This is a genomic window from Alcanivorax profundi, assembly GCF_003597125.1.
In the GTDB taxonomy this organism is placed as follows: Bacteria; Pseudomonadota; Gammaproteobacteria; order Pseudomonadales; family Alcanivoracaceae; genus Alcanivorax; species Alcanivorax profundi.
Map to the genome: position 1 here is coordinate 704271 of NZ_QYYA01000001.1, position 14318 is coordinate 718588.

Here is a 14318-nt window from a genome sequence, read left to right on the forward strand (position 1 = left end):
CGGTCTTGAATTGGACTGTGTTTAAACGAAAGAGGCCGCATCCAGACTATGGGCGCGGCCTCATTGTTTGAGTGAACAGCACGCCTGGGTTGCGTCGCTGTTAACTATTCATTGTTCACAGCTTCTGCAGCGCGCGAATCCGGTCGTCCAGCGGTGGGTGGGACGAAAACATGGCCTTCAGGCCCTGCTTGAATCCGGAATTGATGCCGAAGGCCACCAGGGTGTCGGGCATCTGGTTTGGCACCTCGGATTCGGCTTTCAGTCGCTGAAGCGCAGCGATCATGCTGTTTCGGTCCGCCAGTTCAGCACCCGCCTCATCGGCGCGGTACTCTCGGAAACGGGAGAACCACATGACAATGGCGCTGGCAGCAATACCAAAGATAATTTCCGCGATGAACACTACGATGTAGTAACCGAAGCCCAGCCCGCCGGAGCCATCATCGCGGCGAAGGAAGCTGTCCACGACCGACCCGACCACACGGGCGGCAAAGATCACGAAGGTGTTGACCACCCCCTGGATCAGACTCAGGGTAACCATGTCGCCGTTGGCCACGTGCCCAATCTCGTGCGCCAGTACGGCACGGACTTCTTCGGGGCGGAAACGGTGCATCAGCCCCTGGGATACCGCCACCAGGGCGTCATTGCGGTTCCAGCCGGTGGCAAAGGCATTGGATTGCTGGGCAGGGAAGATGCCAACCTCCGGCATTTTGATTCCGGCCTTGTCAGACAGCTCCTTCACGGTATCCAGTAACCAGCGCTCTGCCTGGTTGTCGGGCTGCTCGATGATCTTGACCCGTGCAGACCATTTGGCCATGGGCTTGGAGATAAACAGCGAAATCAGGGAGCCGGCGAAACCGAACACGGCACTGAAAATCAGCAAACTGCCCAGGTCCAGCCCACCGCCGCTCTGCGCGAAATACGTGTTCACCCCGAGCAGGCTCAGGGTAATGCTGGCGACTACGATCACCGCCAGGTTGGTCAGCAGATAAAGCGCAATGCGCATCATCGTCGTGGTTCTCCGTCAATGTAGGGGTAAAACTCTCAATGGGGGCGGGGCGTCCTGATACAAGGTATGCGATACTTCGCACCCCCTGTTTATGTGACTGAAATGACCCCCAATGCCTGTCTCTCTCTCTGACCTGCTTGTTTCATATCTGGTTCCATCGTCCCAGCCGAAAATCCGTTATTTCCATGGCCGTGGGAAAACCGTACCAGAACTGGAATGGCTGACGGTGGATTGCTTTGCCCCGGTGCTGGTGGCTACCGTGTTTCGGGAGCAGGACGAGACGGTTCTTGGCGAACTGCGAGATATGCTGCGAACGGTGATGGTCTCTCTGGCGTGCACATCCGTTGTGATACAGCACCGCTACGATGGCAAGGCCGACAACGAGCTCGTCTGTGGTGAATTGCCCGAGCTGCCAGTGGCAGAAGAAGATGGCCTGCGCTACAAGCTGGATTTTCAGCGTGGACAGAATCTGGGTTTTTTTGCCGACATGGCCGAAGGGCGTCGCTGGATTCGGGGGCGGGCAGAAGGCAAGAAAGTACTGAACCTGTTTAGCTTTACCTGCAGCTTCTCTGTGGCGGCCTTGGCGGGTGGGGCCGAGTCGGTGGTCAATATCGACCTCTCAGATGCGGCCCTGACGCTGGGCAAGCAGAACCACGCGCTCAATGGGTTTCAGGATGCCAAAGTGCATTACCTGCCACACAACATCTTCCGTAGCTGGAAAAAGCTTCACAGCCTGGGCCGCTACGACATTATCGTGATCGACCCGCCCAGCGCCCAGAAGGGTAGCTTCATGGTGGAGAAGGACTATCCGAAAGTCCTTCGTAAGCTGCACAAATTGCTGGCCCGGGATGCCGAGATTCTGGCGTGTGTGAATGCGCCCTGGCTCGATTATGCCTGGTTGGAGAACTGCGTTGCAGAGAATCTGCCTGGCGCTGAGCGCATTGCACGGCTACCCGGCACGGCAGGATTCGACGAAGCCGAAGAGCCGGCACTGAAAACCTTGCATTATCGCTATCGTCGGCCGGTGGAGCTGGATCAAGCCTGATCTGCGTTGGGCGAAGGTCAAGCACGGTAAAATACCCAGTTTCGAAGCAAGCTGGCTATAGCAATCTTCGCGATTCGTGCTAAAGCAGGGAGGGTGCGTCGGCCGGTAAGTTGGGTATCAGATCACTGAATTCTTCTGCCTGTACCGGGCTTGGTTGTCTTGACAGCAGGTAACGAACGACCGCAGTGGTGCGCACTGAATCCTGGCTGCGTATTGCCCGCAGGAATTGTTCGGCCAGGGTGGCGCGCTCATGCTGCACGGTGGCAGGCAGTTGCGGGTCGGTAGAGTCAAAACGCAGCTCACTCAGCGCGGTGAGCAGCACAAAAGCCTTGTTGGTCAACACCGCCTGCTCAAGCCCCTCTTCAAAGATGGTGGCTTGATAGCGCAGGTAACCTTCCTCCGCCAGCCACAGCATCGCCCCAAGGCAGGCCATATGCCGGGCGCTGTGCAGGCCCACATCATCGACTTCCGTCGGGCCGATGACATCTTCCACATACAGCGCGCCGGGGCGAGGGAAGGTCATGTAGGCCTGCATCAGTATGCGGGCCACATCATGGCTGAAGTCGTCGATGTGCAGATGAGACATAAAGGCAGCTAACAGTTAACAGTGAATAGTTAACAGCGATAAACGCTATTTTTTTCGTACCCGATCCAGATACCGGGCAATGCGCCCGATGGAATCTTCGAGATCATCCACTCGCGGCAGGAATACCACGCGGAAGTGATCGGGATCCGGCCAGTTGAAGGCGGTGCCTTGCACGATCAGCACTTTCTCTTCGCGAAGCAGATCCAGTGCGAAGGCTTCATCGTCCTGGAACGGGAAGACTTTCGGGTCCAGTTTCGGGAACAGGTACAGGGCGGATTTGGGTTTCACGCAGCTGACCCCGGGGATAGATTCCAGCATGTCCCAGGCCAGATCCCGTTGGCGACCGAGTCTGCCGGTGGGCAGCACCAAATCATTGATGCTCTGGTAACCCCCGAGGGCCGTCTGGATGGCGTGCTGGCTGGGGACGTTGGCACACAGCCGCATGCTGGCCAGCATATCCAGGCCTTCGATATAGCTTTCGGCGCGGTGTTTGGCGCCGGAAATGACCATCCAGCCGGCACGAAAGCCCGCAGCACGGTAATTCTTGGACAACCCATTGAAGGTGATGAACAGCAGGTCATCGGCCATGGAAGCAATGGAGGTGTGTTCTTCACCGTCGTAAAGGATCTTGTCGTAGATCTCGTCGGCGAACACGATCAGGTTGTTTTCGCGGGCAATCTGCAGCAGTTCCTGCAGCATGGCCGGCTCGTAGTTGGCCCCGGTCGGGTTGTTGGGGTTGATGATGACCAGAGCCTTGGTGTTCTTGTTTACCTTGGCACGAATATCTTCCAGAGACGGTTGCCAGTCCTGTTGCTCGTCGCACAGGTAGTGCACCGGGGTGCCACCGGACAGGCGGACAGAGGCCGTCCACAGTGGGTAGTCAGGGGCGGGCAGCAGAACCTCGTCACCGCTGTTCAGGAGTGCCTGCATGGCCATGACGATCAGTTCGGAGACCCCATTGCCGATGATCACATCATCAACGGTAACCCCTTCGATGCCCTTGGTCTGGGTGTATTGCATGACGGCTTTGCGCGCCGGGAACAGGCCTTTGGAATGGCAGTAGCCAGTGGACTCGGGCAGGTTGCTGATCACGTCCTGAAGCAGCTCTTCGGGGGCTTCGAAACCGAACGGGGCAGGGTTGCCGATGTTCAGTTTGATCACACGGTGCCCTTCGTCTTCAAGTCGATGCGCTTCACGCAGCACCGGGCCGCGGATGTCATAACATACGCCTTTGAGCTTGTCGGATTTGTTGACGTGATAACTGTCGATGGTCATGCCGGTCCTGTTTGTCTGTGTCGGCGTTGGTCGGCCGTGAAATAAGAAGCGCCCAGGGTTCTGTTGCGCAAGGGATCAATTCTACAATGTCGCTTCGCCAAGCACCAAAACGAAATACGGAGAAGAGCGTGACCCCATTCAAGGATTTGCTGGCCCTGGCCGTTAACCGTAAAGGCAGCCTGAAGGCGGTGCAAAGCCAGCTCCCTGAGGTAGCTGATCAGGCCACTCTGCGTAGCCGTGATGACGCCTGGTATTTGTCTGCCATGACCCGACGGGTGTTCCGCGCCGGGCTCAAACATTCTCTGGTCGATAATAAATGGCCCGCATTTGAAGAGGCCTTTTTTGGGTTTGACCCCGAAAAACTGGTGCTTATGCCCGACCCCATGCTGGACGAGCGCATGCAGGATACGCGGTTGATCCGGCACTGGGGCAAGATGAAAGCGATCCGCCACAATGCCCAGTTCGTCATCGATCTGGCCCAGGAATACGGCAGCGTAGGGGAGTGGTTGGCGGTCTGGCCCACGGATGACACGGTTGGTATGTGGCAGTTGCTCAAAAAGCGCGGCAAGCAACTGGGCGGCAATTCCGGAGCGGCCTTTCTGCGCATGGTCGGGCGGGATACCTGGTACCCCACCGACGATGTGGTGGCGGTGCTGAAAGCCCATAACATTCTCGATAAGGCGCCGGCCAGTCAGCGAGATCAGCGGGCGGCTCAGGCGGCCTTCAATACCTGGCAGGCAGAAAGTGGCTGGCCCCAGGCTCACATCAGCAAGGTGCTGGCGTTTACGGTGGGTTGATGCCCCGCAGGCGCGTCTTGATGCGGGCGGGAGCTTTAATGATAATGACTCGCCTTTCTAACTGTGAATCAGGTTCAATATGACCCATACACACTCCCCGGGGCGCCTTTTCCTCGTCCTGGCCGCTTTAGTGTCACTGTCACTCCCTGCCTTTGCCTCAAACCAGACCGCGCTTGTCCAGCTGGTCGAGTACGTTGGGGCCGATTACATCAATGCCGTTGTCGATGGCCAGGTGGTCAGCGAAGAAGAATATGCCGAAATGGCGGAGTTCACCGAGCTGCTGGCAGAGGGGGTGGCGACGCTTGCGGAGGCTGATGGCAAAGCCGCGCTTCAGCAGCAGGCGGATGCTCTGCAGCAGGCGGTGACGGACAAGGCTGCTGAGCCGCAGATTAAGGCGCTGGCGCAATCTATCCGTGGCACCCTGGTGTCGGTCTACGGTATCCCCGTATCCCCGAAAGCCGCGCCGGACCTCGCCCGCGCAGCAACCCTGTACCAGACGCACTGCGCGGCCTGTCATGGGGCGCAGGGCAAGGGCGATGGCCCTGCGGGTGCCGCTCTTGAGCCTGCCCCCACGGACTTCACCGAGGTCGCCCGCTATAACGGGCGCTCGTTGCTGGGTCTGCACACCACCATCACCCAGGGGGTGGAAGGGACCGGTATGGCGGCCTATGGCGACGCGCTTGGCGACGACGATCGTTGGGCGCTGGCGTTTTACGTGGGCAGCAAGGCGGTGACTGAGTCGGTGGCTTCTGAGGGGCGTGCGGCCTTCAACAACGTTCCGGGGATGAAGGCGTCGCTGAATCTGGACACCCTGGTGGCGCAGGCGCCGGAGGATGTGCTCAAGGCGCAGGGCGAGAAAGCCTATGCCGCGCTGGGTTATTTGCGCAGCGAGCCGTCTGCGTTGTTCAACAAGAACCGCTTTATCGCCCTGAGCCATGACAAGCTTGCCGCGGCAGACAAGGCTTATACGGCGGGGGACCAGGCTGCTGCCAAAGCCGCAGCCCTGTCCGCTTATCTGGATGGCTTTGAAATGATTGAGCAGCAGCTGGCGGCGGTCGATGCTGCTCTGATGCGACGTGCAGAAGGCCAGTTTATGGCCGTACGTGAAGCCATTGACCGCGAGCGTGATGCCAGTGAGGTTAGTGAAAAAGTGTCCGCTGCCCAGCAAGGACTGGCGCAAGCGGCTGAGGCCTTGTCCGGCGATGGGTTGAGTCCGGCGGCGACCCTGTCGGCCAGTTTCTTTATCCTGTTCCGGGAAGGGCTGGAAGCCTTGCTGGTGGTGGCAGCCCTGCTCACCTTTACCCGTAAGGCCAATGCCGTACGGGCGACCCGTTATATTCATCTGGGTTGGATACTGGCCCTGGTGGCCGGGGGTGTGACCTGGTACGTGGCCAATACGTTGATTACTTTCAGCGGTGCCTCGCGTGAACTGACGGAAGGGCTGGCGGGTGTCGTGGCCGCCTTTATCCTGTTCTATGTCGGTTTCTGGATGCACAGCAACAGTCATAGCCAGAAATGGCTGGGCTATATCCGCAACAAGGTGGACTCGGCGCTGGGTAGCGGCACGGTCTGGGTACTGGCGTTTGTCTCGTTTATTTCTGTGTACCGGGAAATTTTCGAGACGATCCTGTTTTACCAGGCGCTTTGGAGCCAGGTGACGTCTGTCACGCAGCCCTACCTTTTCTACGGTATTGCGGCTGCCGTCGTGGCGTTGGCCGTGGTCTGCCTGCTGTTCTTCCGCATCGGCATGAAGTTGCCGCTGAGCCTGTTCTTCCGGGTGACCAGTATTGTGCTGCTGGTGCTGTCGGTGATTCTGCTGGGCAACGGGATTGCAGCCCTTCAGGAAGCGGGCTTGATCAGCGCCTTCTATCTGGGTGTGCCCACCATAGAATGGTTGGGCATTTATCCGACGGTGCAAGGGGTGGCGGCCCAGGCCGTCGCCATCCTGCTGGCGCTTGTGCTGTGGTGGAGAAGCCGCGCGACAGGCTGACGGCGTATAAGGGCTCCATAAGGAGCCCTTTTTATGGCTGTCGCACAGAGGTGCGCACAGATGTCCGAGTTTTCACCGTGGCCTTGATCAGCAATAATCCTGTCTCTTGCGGGTGAGTCCCACCCTGTCTTACAACGTCGTGTGCGACATTCAGACGCCTTTACCCTATGACACTACCGCATATCAGTTTTCTCGGAATCGGCCTGATGGGGACGCCCATGGTCTCCCGGCTTCTGGCTGCCGGTTTCCCCATGACGATCTGGAACCGCAGCCGTGATAAAGCGCAACCGTTTCAGGAACGCGCGCGGGTGGCAGACAGCCCCGCCGACGCCGTGGCTGACGCTGATGTGATTATCACCATGCTGGAGAATGGTTCAGTAGTCGATCAGGTGCTGTATCACAGTGGCGCCATTGCCGGCCTGCGTCAGGGAGCGCTGGTGGTCGATATGAGTTCGGTGGAGCCGGGTACGGCTCGACGGCATGCGGCACGGGTGGAAGAGCAGGGTGGCCAGTATCTGGATGCACCGGTGTCCGGGGGCACCCGCGGTGCAGAAGCGGGTACCCTTTCCATCATGGTGGGGGGCGCGGATGAGGCGTTCGTACAGGCCGCTGACATCTTTCACCCCATGGGAAAGGTGACCCACATTGGTCCGGTGGGCAGTGGCCAGCTCGCCAAACTGGCCAATCAGGCCATTGTCGGGATTACCATTGGGGCGGTGTCCGAAGCCCTGCTGTTGGCTGCAAAAGGCGGTGCCAGACCCGACAAGGTGCGAGAGGCATTGATGGGCGGATTTGCGGGCAGCAAGATTCTCGAGCAACACGGCGAGCGGATGCTGCAGCGTAACTTTGAGCCTGGGGCTCCCGCCCGTATCCAGCTCAAGGATCTTCGCATGATCCTGGATGAAGCCCGTGCCGAAGGATTGAGCTTGCCTCTGAGTCAGCGTGTATTCGAGGAATACCGCGCGCTGTTGGCCAGTGGGCACGGTGAAGTGGACCACAGTGGCCTGTTGCTGGAACTGGAGCGTCTCAATGGCGTCCGACTGGTTGAACCCGCCGCCGACAAGGATTCCTGATGCCCCGTTTCGCTGCCAACCTGAGCATGCTGTATACCGAGCTGCCGTTTCTGGATCGCTTTCAGGCTGCGGCCGAGGCGGGTTTCGGCGGTGTGGAATACCTGTTTCCGTACCCTTGGGACATTGCTGAACTGCAGGCAAGGTTGGCCGATCATGGTCTGAGCCAGGTGTTGTTTAACCTGCCACCGGGGGACTGGGAGCAAGGTGAGCGAGGCATCGCCTGCCTGCCCGATCGGGTGGAGGAGTTTCGTGAAGGGGTTTTTCAGGCGCTGGAGTATGCCCGCGGATTAGACTGCCAACAGATCAATTGTCTGGCGGGGCTGCGTCCGGACTCGCTTGCGCTGGAGATCGCCTTCGATACCCTGGTTGATAATCTGCGTTTTGCGGCGGACCTGCTGGCCGCAGACGGGCGAACCCTGATGGTCGAAGCCATCAATAGTCGGGTGGACATGCCCGGATTTTTGCTGGACCGGTCTGCCACCGCGGTGGCGGCGATCGAAGCGGCCGGGCGAGACAACATTCGTTTGCAGTATGACATCTATCATATGCAGATCATGGAAGGTGATCTTTGCCGTTCCCTTTCCCGACTTTGTCCCCATATAGGACATATCCAGTTTGCGGATAATCCGGGGCGTCATGAACCCGGTACGGGAGAAATCCATTTCGAACAGGTGTTTGCGCATATCGACAGCCTGGATTACCAGGGGTGGGTCAGTGCCGAATACCGGCCACAAACGGATACCAGCAGCAGTCTTGGCTGGTTTCATTCACTGAAGTAACGGATTAACCATGCAATTCAATTGGGGCGGCAAGATTATTCTCGGTCTGCTGGGCATGCTGGTGGGTGGCCCCATCGGTCTGGGGATTGGTCTGCTGATTGGGCATATGCTCGATAAGGGGGCCGAACAGGTCCGGACCTTTAACCCTTTCCGCCCGTATGGACCGGGTGAGCAGCAAGCGGTGCAAAAAGCCCTGTTCGATACCGTGTTTTCGATCATGGGGCATCTTGCCAAGGCCGACGGCAGAGTGAGCGAGGATGAAATTACCCAGGCTCGTGCCGTGATGGACCGCATGCAGCTTGACGAGGAACAGCGCAAGCAAGCCATTGCGTTGTTTAACCGTGGCAAGGAAGCCGATTTCCCCTTGCAGGACACGGTTGCACAATTTGCCCATGCGGTCCGGTTTCGCAAGCAACTGATTTTGGTCTTGCTGGAAGTGCTGCTGCAAATTGCCCTTGCTGACGGCACCTTGCACGAGGAAGAGGAGGCGGTCTTGCTACGGGTGGCAGAGGGGTTGGGCGTGCCGCCTCAGCAGTTCCGTCAGATCCTGAACATGCTGTTGGCACAGGCACAATTCTCCGGTGCCCGGCCGGGTGCTCAAGGCGGGCAACAATATGGCCAGGGGCCGTCGCGGCCATCGCTCGCTCAGGCCTATCAGGTGCTGGGGGTCGATGAATCGGCGTCTAATCCCGAGATCAAAAAGGCCTACCGTAAATTGATGAGCCAGCACCATCCGGACAAGATGGCCGCCCGAGGTGTACCGGAAGAAATGATCCGCATGGCCACGGAAAAAACCGCCGAGATCAGTAAGGCCTACGAGATGATCAAGGAAAACCGGGGTTTCAAATAACGCGATCCCGCCGGGAGTGCCCGTGAGGGCTCTGCCCATTGATCTTCACCCCTGATGCTTTCCCTTGAGCCTCAATAGCTGGCGCTGGTGAGTCGGTCCACTTTCGGGATGGACCAGCCACTGCTGACCAGCTCACTTTCGCCGGTCCACCACCGATTCAGCAAACGCGTTGCCAGATCCGCCCGGGCCCGGCCACGCAGCCGTTGTTGTGCTTCCTGGAAAGCGGGCTGGTAGCGCAACCGTTCCGGCAGATTGCGGGTAATGTCCATCAGCCGCTGAAGCTGGCGTTGGTGCTGCCGGTGTCGGTCCAGATTGCGTTGTGGCAGTTGGCAGGCCTGCTGCCAGTGCCCGGGCAATTGATACGCCGCGTGGGGGTAATACGCGCCATAGGGGGTTCTGCCCGGATAGCCCTGCTCCCGTAGTAGTGCATCCATAACCTGTTGTCGCCGAGGCGAGAGAGAGACGGGCCTGGCCAGTCTGTGCTGCCACCAGCGGCGCCAGCGATGCCAGTCTGCGGGAAGGGCCTGCTCGGGTACCCCCATGACCTGGGCAAGCAGCATTGCTTCTTCAAAGAGTCGCTCCTGCAGGGCACTGTTGATCGGTTCAATGACGCTCTGGTGAACCGTCATACAGGAGTCAATCCAGGCGCTCAGCATATAAACCAGAGTATCGCTGTCATCCACTTGAAACAGTGTCTTGTTTCGAGCCCGCTGGCTGTTCAATGTCACCAGCGCCTGATCCAGATTGCCGAAAACCACCTTCAGCAAAAACACCTGAGTGTGTTGAATACGTTGAATGACATCATGGTGGGTGGGCAGGAGTTGCGAGAGCCTGCTGTGGGCCAGGGCCAGTATCAAGGTCCGCCCTTGTGCCAGGGTCGTGAGGTTCTCGCGCAGTAGTTGCCAGATAACTGAGCCTGGACCGAATAACCCGGCATCAGGTTGTGAGCAAGTATCTGCCGCCTGCTCAAGGCCGGTCTGAAGATGTTCACGAGTCAACAGATACGGTAAAGCCATGATGCACGCCTCCCTCTGCGGTCACTGGACTACCACCCACCTTAGGTGACAACGTAGTACCCTCGAACATTTGATGGTAAGGGCAGGCAGGATTGAATCTAATCAGTCATTGTGGTGATTTGGCAGGGCTGCCTGAAAAGTATGCGGATAGTGGCGTAGTGTCGGTATTCGCAATGACGGAATGTCACAAAGGAGAAAGGTTCATGTTGGGCGAAAATCATAGCATCCACCACGAATTTCCCGACTTTCACGACCGTATTGATGCCCTATCGAAAACCGACCCGGACTTTCTTTCGCGGGTACATGAGCATGACAAACTCGACAAGCAGATCCGGGGCCTGGAAATGCGTGAAAGCCCGCTTTCCGATCAGGAAATGGAGCGCCTCAAACAGAATCGTCTGCATCTTAAAGACCTGATCTATCAGCGCCTTACTCAGGGAAGTTAACCGCAACTCTAAACTGGGTATTTCCACTGCGGCCTGTGAAGAACAGCTGTTGGTGTTACCTCATGAATTCTGTTGTCCGAAATGGTCATCAGACGTTCAGCCCAGCCAGGCACTCAGTGCCTGGTAGGGCAGAGAAGGAAGGCTCTACTGCATTTGCAGGGAGGCGCTGGTAGCCGTGATGGTCTGTTGGGCGTATTTACCGGGTGGAAGGCCGTTGCTGTCCTTGCTGTAGAACAAGCGGGTGACGAAATAGAATTCTTGCCCGAAGGGAATATCGGTCAGTGAAAAGCCTACGTTGGGAAGCTGCCCGGGGAAGCGCTCGGGCTCGTTGACAAGATTTGCGTCGTCCTGATAAAGCAGCCTGACAGGAGTGTTGAAGCCTTTCACAAACGCCAGCTGTGCCAGCAGATCGAAGCCACGACCGGTACCAAACCAGATCCAGTTGTCGCCGGCCAGTGGCATGGTCAGCATGGTTTTTTCGGATTCCGACAGTGTCCCATCGGTGATCCCCACGTGGTTACCGGTCCAACTGGTGACCAGCTTGCTGTCGTAGAGCCCGTTGCCATCCAGGGAAATATCCAGGGCAGGGCGCTCCAGTACCGTGTCAGCAATGCCGGGCAGAGTAAAGCGGCTATGGATTTCCACTTGCTGTGGCATGATCAAAAAATAGTTGTGTATCTTCAGCACGGGTACCCGTGCGACCTTCACCGAGGTGGACGCATACACCATTGCCGCCAGTGGGCCATTGATGATCTGTTTGACCTTGGGGTCCAGGTTATTGTTGTTCAGGGTGACGCGGTTGTTCTCGCCAAAGACGCCGGCACTTAAACGCAGTTTCAGCGTGTCGAGAATACTTTGCCGCTGGCCGTTTTCCCCCTCGAAGCCGCGAAAATAGAAGTTGTTCCATTTGAACAGGTTGTTGTCTGCCATGGTCAGAGCGAAATCCGTGCTCTTGATCGTCATGGTGGACGGATCAAACTGGATGTATCGATCGGTGTTCTGCAGATAGGCATTTTTGACCAGATAGAAAAGACGGGTCTGCACGCCATGGGTGACGGCAAGTTGGGCGACGACGCTTTCGGTGGTCTGCCCAGACAGGGAGGGGCCACCATCTTCAAATCGCAGCAGTAGACGGTCTTCGGCGTCGATGCGCCTGGGGTCACCAATTCGGTCAGTGCTGCCGTCTTCCTCAAAGAACGGATACCCCTGTTCTGACCATTCCACCCACTGGTGAGGAACGGGGGCGAGGCGTCCTTCTTTCATGGCAAAGAACGAGTACAGGCCGTTCTGCTTGCCAAGCAGCTGGGGAAAGTCCTTGCCGGTGAGGGTCACCACCTGAGCCTGCAGGGCAAGGGGAAAGGCCAGAAGCAGCAAGAAAAGTGTGAACAATCTATTGTTGTTATTCATTGCCGTGTCACAGTAAAACCACAATGCCTCCCATCATGCGCGTTTCGTGATGGCCGTCAATGACCCTGGCAACGAACGGTGCGTCGGTGGGGTGTATGCGGTCAGGCCAACTCTGGCCTGCCGGAGAAGTGTTCCAGTGCCTGTGGGTTGGCTAGCGCATTGCGGTTGGTGACAGGGCGGCCGTGGATGACCTCCCGCACGGCCAGCTCCACGATCTTGCCGCTGACGGTGCGCGGAATTTCCGGCACCGTGAGGATCACCGCAGGGACATGACGCGGGCTGGCGCCTTCACGAATAGCTTGACGAATCTGTTGCTTAAGGGCGTCGGTAAGCGATTCTCCCTCTGCCAGGACCACAAACAACACCACGCGCACATCGCCTTGCCATTCCTGGCCCACTACGATGGCTTCGCGAATGGCACCGAGGGTTTCCACCTGCCGGTAAATTTCTGCGGTGCCGATACGCACTCCGCCGGGGTTAAGCACCGCATCTGAACGGCCATGGATAATCAGACCGTCGTTGCCATCGTGCGGCACCCGTTGGGCATAGTCTCCGTGGGCCCAGAGATTGTCGAAGCGGGCAAAGTAGGCGTTGTGGAAGCGAGTTCCATCCGGGTCATTCCAGAACTGCACCGGGCAGGAAGGGAAGGGCTGGCGGCACACCAGTTCACCTTTGCGGTCGCTCAGGGCTTGCCCGCTGTCATCAAGCACGCACACGTCCATCCCCAGCCCCAGGCATTGCAGTTCACCGCGATAGACGGGCACTAACGGGTTGCCGAGCGCGAAGCAGGAAATGATGTCAGTACCTCCGGAGATCGAACTGACCAACAGATCCGGTTTGACCTGCTGATAGAGGAAATCATAACTCTCGTGCAGCAGCGGCGAGCCGGTGGAGAACAGGGTGCGCAGCTCATTGAGCTGATGGGATTCTTTGGGGACCAGCCCGGATTTTTCCACCGCCTGAATGAATTTTGCGCTGGTGCCGAAATGGGTAATGCGCTCGCTGTCGATCAGGTCAAACAGGCGTGCGGTGGAGGGGTAGGCGGGGTTGCCATCGTACAGCACCAGCGTTGCGCCGGTGTGCAGGCCGCAGATCAGCCAGTTCCACATCATCCAGCCACAGGTGGTGAAATAGAACAGGGTGTCATCACGGCTCACATCGCCGTGCAGTTGCAGTTCCTTGGTTTGCTGCAGCAAGGTGCCGCCGGCACCGTGAACGATGCACTTGGGCTGTCCGGTGGTGCCGGACGAGTAGAGAATGAACAGGGGGTGGTTGAACGGTAAGCGCTGAAATTCCGGGGCGGGTGCCGCCGCGTCGAGCCACGCTTGCCAGATCAGCGCCTTCTGCACCCGGCTGCTGCTGCCTTTGCCGGGCACCACCACCAGCAGTTCCGGGCTGAGTGCGCTATGCAGTTCGTGGATGCGGGGCTCCAGATCAATCCATTTACCATTGTAGTGGTAACCGTCACAGGCAATCAGAACCCGGGGTTCGATCTGGCCAAACCGGTCCAGCACCCCGGATACGCCGAAATCCGGGGAGCACGATGACCAGACCGCGCCGATCCAGGCGGCACCGAGGGCTGCCACCACGGTTTCGATACGGTTTGGCATGAAGCCCGCCACCCGGTCACCGGGCTGAATGCCCGCCGCCTGCAGTTGCGCGGCCACCTGGCCTGCGGCAACCCGTAGCTGGGCATAACTGATCACCTGACGGGTACCGTCTTCGAGCTCGCTGACCAGGGCCGGGTGAGCGTCGTTACGCTGTAGCAGGTTTTCGGCGTAGTTCAGGGTGGCTTGCGGGAACCAGCGACAGTCCTGAAAACGCGCTGCGGGTTCGAGCACGGTGCTGCCCGGTTCGCCGATGATGCCGCAGTGATCCCAGACCTGTCGCCAGAAGGTTTCCGGGTGTTGCACCGACCAGCCATGCAAGGCCCGGTAATCGGGGAGGGGCTCGCCACTGATCTCTCTGGCCTGCTGCCAGAAATGGCTCAGCTGGCTGTGTTGTTCGGCGCGTCCTGGTTGCCAGAGCGGTGCGGACATGGGGGTGTC

General features: G+C 58.5%; 13 protein-coding genes. 7 read left to right on the plus strand and 6 right to left on the minus strand.

Translation table 11 applies throughout. The features are described from left to right. Positions 1 to 115: 115 nt before the first annotated feature. Positions 116 to 1006 carry a protease HtpX gene (gene htpX, locus D4A39_RS03295; protein ID WP_022984313.1) on the minus strand — a complete coding sequence of 297 codons (891 nt, stop codon included), beginning with the start codon at positions 1004 to 1006 and terminating at the stop codon, positions 116 to 118. 112 nt (positions 1007 to 1118) lie between these two features. Between htpX and D4A39_RS03300 the strand changes: the two genes are divergently transcribed. Further along, entirely contained in the window at positions 1119 to 2051 is a 933-nt protein-coding gene (locus D4A39_RS03300; protein WP_119917472.1) for a class I SAM-dependent methyltransferase, read from the plus strand. Positions 2052 to 2130: 79 nt separating this feature from the next. Here D4A39_RS03300 and D4A39_RS03305 read toward each other — a convergent pair whose 3' ends face one another. Together D4A39_RS03305 and D4A39_RS03310 are read right to left on the minus strand one after the other, a co-directional pair. Next, positions 2131 to 2637, minus strand: a complete 507-nt coding sequence (locus D4A39_RS03305) for a hypothetical protein (protein WP_022984315.1) — start codon at positions 2635 to 2637, stop codon at positions 2131 to 2133. Positions 2638 to 2682: 45 nt separating this feature from the next. After that, positions 2683 to 3912, minus strand: coding sequence for a pyridoxal phosphate-dependent aminotransferase (locus D4A39_RS03310; RefSeq protein WP_022984316.1), 1230 nt, complete (start codon positions 3910 to 3912; stop codon positions 2683 to 2685). A 128-nt stretch (positions 3913 to 4040) separates the two neighbouring features. Between D4A39_RS03310 and D4A39_RS03315 the strand changes: the two genes are divergently transcribed. The 5 genes from D4A39_RS03315 to djlA all read left to right on the plus strand — a co-directional run bounded on the left by D4A39_RS03315 (position 4041) and on the right by djlA (position 9401). Continuing rightward, positions 4041 to 4709 (plus strand): DNA-3-methyladenine glycosylase I, encoded by a 669-nt coding sequence (locus tag D4A39_RS03315; RefSeq protein WP_022984317.1) that lies wholly within the window; start codon positions 4041 to 4043, stop codon positions 4707 to 4709. A 79-nt stretch (positions 4710 to 4788) separates the two neighbouring features. After that, positions 4789 to 6699: a cytochrome c/FTR1 family iron permease gene (locus D4A39_RS03320; protein ID WP_022984318.1), complete on the plus strand. Its 1911-nt coding sequence runs from the start codon at positions 4789 to 4791 to the stop codon at positions 6697 to 6699. 167 nt (positions 6700 to 6866) lie between these two features. Then, the gene (locus D4A39_RS03325) at positions 6867 to 7772 is read left to right on the plus strand and encodes an NAD(P)-dependent oxidoreductase (protein ID WP_035481701.1); all 906 of its coding nucleotides are present in this window, start codon (positions 6867 to 6869) and stop codon (positions 7770 to 7772) included. Beyond that, positions 7772 to 8551, plus strand: a complete 780-nt coding sequence (hyi, locus tag D4A39_RS03330; protein WP_022984320.1) for a hydroxypyruvate isomerase — start codon at positions 7772 to 7774, stop codon at positions 8549 to 8551. Before D4A39_RS03325 ends, hyi begins: the two co-directional genes overlap by 1 nt. Before the next feature lie 10 nt (positions 8552 to 8561). Further along, a complete protein-coding gene (djlA, locus tag D4A39_RS03335; protein ID WP_022984321.1) occupies positions 8562 to 9401 on the plus strand; it encodes a co-chaperone DjlA in 840 nt (279 codons plus the stop codon). A 71-nt stretch (positions 9402 to 9472) separates the two neighbouring features. Here the strand turns inward: djlA and D4A39_RS03340 are convergent, their stop codons facing one another. Beyond that, positions 9473 to 10417 carry an oxygenase MpaB family protein gene (locus D4A39_RS03340; RefSeq protein ID WP_022984322.1) on the minus strand — a complete coding sequence of 315 codons (945 nt, stop codon included), beginning with the start codon at positions 10415 to 10417 and terminating at the stop codon, positions 9473 to 9475. Positions 10418 to 10620: 203 nt separating this feature from the next. Between D4A39_RS03340 and D4A39_RS03345 the strand changes: the two genes are divergently transcribed. Beyond that, entirely contained in the window at positions 10621 to 10863 is a 243-nt protein-coding gene (locus tag D4A39_RS03345) for an HP1242/YdcH family protein (protein ID WP_022984323.1), read from the plus strand. A 144-nt stretch (positions 10864 to 11007) separates the two neighbouring features. Here the strand turns inward: D4A39_RS03345 and D4A39_RS03350 are convergent, their stop codons facing one another. Together D4A39_RS03350 and D4A39_RS03355 are read right to left on the minus strand one after the other, a co-directional pair. Then, complete coding sequence (locus D4A39_RS03350; protein WP_119917473.1) at positions 11008 to 12270, minus strand: hypothetical protein; 1263 nt, start codon at positions 12268 to 12270, stop codon at positions 11008 to 11010. A gap of 101 nt (positions 12271 to 12371) precedes the next feature. After that, positions 12372 to 14309, minus strand: a complete 1938-nt coding sequence (locus D4A39_RS03355; protein WP_119917474.1) for an acetoacetate--CoA ligase — start codon at positions 14307 to 14309, stop codon at positions 12372 to 12374. Positions 14310 to 14318: the final 9 nt, after the last annotated feature.